At 71.8% G+C, this 2831-nt stretch carries 3 protein-coding genes; 2 read left to right on the top strand and 1 reads right to left on the bottom strand.

Going from position 1 to position 2831, the window contains the following annotated elements; all coding sequences use genetic code 11:
* The first annotated feature begins 407 nt into the window (after positions 1–407).
* On the top strand, positions 408–1109 hold the full coding sequence (locus ACWDGI_RS43550; RefSeq protein ID WP_450768597.1) for an SDR family oxidoreductase: 702 nt from the start codon (positions 408–410) through the stop codon (positions 1107–1109).
* A 52-nt stretch (positions 1110–1161) separates the two neighbouring features.
* On the opposite strand, the gene ACWDGI_RS43545 is transcribed toward ACWDGI_RS43550, so the two are convergent.
* Positions 1162–1857: a glycoside hydrolase family 75 protein gene (locus tag ACWDGI_RS43545; RefSeq protein ID WP_450768596.1), complete on the bottom strand. Its 696-nt coding sequence runs from the start codon at positions 1855–1857 to the stop codon at positions 1162–1164.
* Between the two features lie 227 nt (positions 1858–2084).
* On the opposite strand from ACWDGI_RS43545, the gene ACWDGI_RS43540 reads away from it, so the two are divergent.
* Complete coding sequence (locus tag ACWDGI_RS43540; RefSeq protein WP_450768595.1) at positions 2085–2696, top strand: hypothetical protein; 612 nt, start codon at positions 2085–2087, stop codon at positions 2694–2696.
* Positions 2697–2831: the final 135 nt, after the last annotated feature.

Below are 2831 nucleotides of genomic sequence, written 5' to 3'. Positions count from 1 at the left end.
GGGGGGGCGGGTGCCCCCGCGCCCGCCCCCCCCCCGCTGGGGGGGCGCGGGGAACTGCGCGACCAGCCCCCACCGGCCCGCGGCGGGCGGGCGGATAGAGGATCCCGTCGGCGCCCGCGCCCGCCGTACACACGGCCGCGCCGATGGCGGTGACGTAGTCCAGGCGGCTGTCCGGGGTGCGCAGATACGTGGTGACGGGCAGCAACGCGGCGACGGCCGCGGCCCGAGGAGAGCGCGAGCGAGCGCGAGCGAGCTGTGCGCCCGGGCGGACGGCGGTCCGACGCGGGCGCGGTGGCGGTGGCGGCGGTACCTGCCCCCCGGTGCCGTACCGCCCAACCTGCGGTCCTTGACATCGAGAGCGCTCGAAGTGATGGACTCCGGTCGATCACCAACCACAGGGGGAAACCATGAACGACTCTCCGGTCGCGCTCATCACCGGTGGCGGCAGCGGTATCGGTGCCGCCGTCGGGCGACAGCTGCTGGACGCGGGCCACCGGGTGGCCGTCACCGGGCGGGGCGCGGAGCGGCTGCGCGCCTTCGCCCGCGAACTCGGCGATCCGGAAGGCCTGTTGACCATCGTGGGCGACACCGCCGAGTACGCCGACGTGCAGGCTGCGGTCGACAGCACGCTCAAGGCGTTCGGCCGGCTCGACACCGTCGTCGCCAACGCCGGCTTCGCCACCCACGACACCGTCGCCGACGGTGACCCGGCGGGCTGGGCCGAAATGGTCCTCACCAACGTCCTCGGGCCGGCCCTGCTGATCCGGGCCTCCGTCGACGCCCTGAAGGCGAGCCGGGGGCGGATCGTCCTGGTCGGCAGCGTCGCCGGGTTCGTGAACACGCCCGGCAACCTGTACGGCGCGACCAAGTGGGCGGTCACCGGGCTCGCGGAGAACACCCGCCGCCAGGTCACCGAGTTCGGCATCGGCGTCACGCTGGTCGCGCCGGGCCGGGTGGAGACCCCGTTCTGGGACGCCAATGGCAGCCTGCCGCCCGGCCTGCTGCTGACCGCCGACCAGATCGCCGACTCGGTGGTGTGGGCGATCCGGCAGCCGGTCGGCGTGGACGTCAACACCCTCGTCGTACGCCCGCTGGGGCAGCCCAACTGACGTACCCGACGGCCCGGTACCGCGTGGTACCGGGCCGCCCGCCCGCCCCGGGTCAGTTGGCCGCGAGGAACTGCTTCGCCAGCTGGTCACCGAGGGACACCGCCGCGCTGTGGCTCTCGATGGGGGAGACCTTGGAGTTCTTGAACAGGATGTAGGTGACGCCGGAGTCGGCACCGCCGGTCGCCGGGTCGGGGTCGATGCCGAGCGCCTTGGCGGTCGCGTACGACGCCTCGCCGATGATCTTCGTGGGGCCGGTGTCGCCGACCACCGCGTACTCGACCTTGTTGTTGTAGATGACGGCGACCACGCCGCCGCCCTTTATGCCGGCACTGGAGTAGTTCCAGATGCTGCTGGAGCTGGGCACCACGACGTACGGCAGCGACTCGGCCTTGAGCGGCTTGCCGTCGGACTGGTGGAACGCGGTGTCGTCCTGGTACCAGGGGTCGCGGTCCTCGTTGCAGTTGGTGGTGCGCTGGCCGTCGCAGTCGATGTCCATGTCGGACTTCCAGAACACCGCGCCGTTCTTGCCGCACACGGGGATCGTGGCCGAGGTCTCGTCGTCGGTCTTGTACTTGCCGCTGGAGATCTGGGAGCAGGAGGTCACCTTGGCGAGCAGGTCGGCCGCGCTGACCGAGCCCTCCTGAGCGGACTTCGGGACGGAGGTGCCGGACGCGCTCGCGGGAAGCACTCCGGCGGCCAGCAGTGCGGCCCCGGAGGCCGCGGCAAGGGTCAGTGTTCGGATGCGCACTGTGGGGGGTCCCCTTCTGTTAGGAAAGTTTCCTGACCGGGTGCCGTACAAGGTGGACCCGGCTGCATGTCCGCGTCAACCCTTGAGTGTGAACTCGGGGAATTGTCATGCATTGCGGCGAAATGGGCACCGGGGAACACTGGTGGGGCAGGACATTCCGAACATTTATGCAGGAGCCGTGCGAGGGGTGAGCGGTGGCTCCGGTGGCTCCTGGGAGGCGAGGGGTCATGTTCGTACGGACGGTGTACGTCACCGGCGATCCGGCGCAGATCGAGGCGGCCATCCGGGCGCTGAACAGCGAAGGGCGCAGTCTGCTGGAGGAACGTCCCGAGTACCGGGGCGCGGGCGTCTTCGTCGACCGGGACCTGGGCAAACTGCTCGCGGTGAGCTGGTGGGGATCCGAGGAGGCCCGGCGCAACAGCGACCAGGTGATGCGTGAGCGGCGCGGGCCGATGCTGGAGCCGTTCGCGGGCACCGTCGCCGTCGAGAACTACGAGGTGGCCGTCTTCCACTCGGTGCAGCTGCCGAGGGTGGGCGGGGGCGTGCGGATGACCAGGGTGGAGTTCGACCCGGCCGACACGGACCTGTTCATCGAGACGTTCCGGTCCTCGGGTGTACCCCGCCTGGAGACGCTGCCCGGCTTCGCGAGGTGTGCCCTGTTCGTCGACCGGCAGCTGGGCCGGGGCATGGTCGGCGTGCTCTTCGTCGACCGCGCCTCGATGGCCGCGTCCCGCGGCGGCCAGGCGGCGGCCCGGCGCCAGGACGTCGCCAAGGCGCATGTGAGCGTGGTCGCCCTGGAGGAGTTCGAGGTCGTCCACGCGGACGTGCACACCTACTGACGCGCCCCGTACGGGGGTCGGGGAACGCGAGCGGCCGTCCCGCCGTGATCACGGCGGGGCCGGCCGGGGGGGGGGGGGGGGCCCCCCCAGCCAAGCGGGTGGGCCCCCCCCGGGGCCGGCGCCCCCCCACAAAGG

This window comes from Streptomyces sp. NPDC001220 (assembly GCF_053597895.1).
Note: the sequence above shows the minus strand (reverse complement) of the source record. Positions and strands in the feature narration are given on the sequence as shown.

What these genes read in the sequence shown, in the direction of transcription:
- ACWDGI_RS43550 (WP_450768597.1), top strand. Translation starts at nt 408, where the DNA reads ATGAACGACTCTCCGGTCGCGCTCATCACCGGTGGCGGCAGCGGTATC.
- ACWDGI_RS43540 (WP_450768595.1), top strand. Translation starts at nt 2,085, where the DNA reads ATGTTCGTACGGACGGTGTACGTCACCGGCGATCCGGCGCAGATCGAG.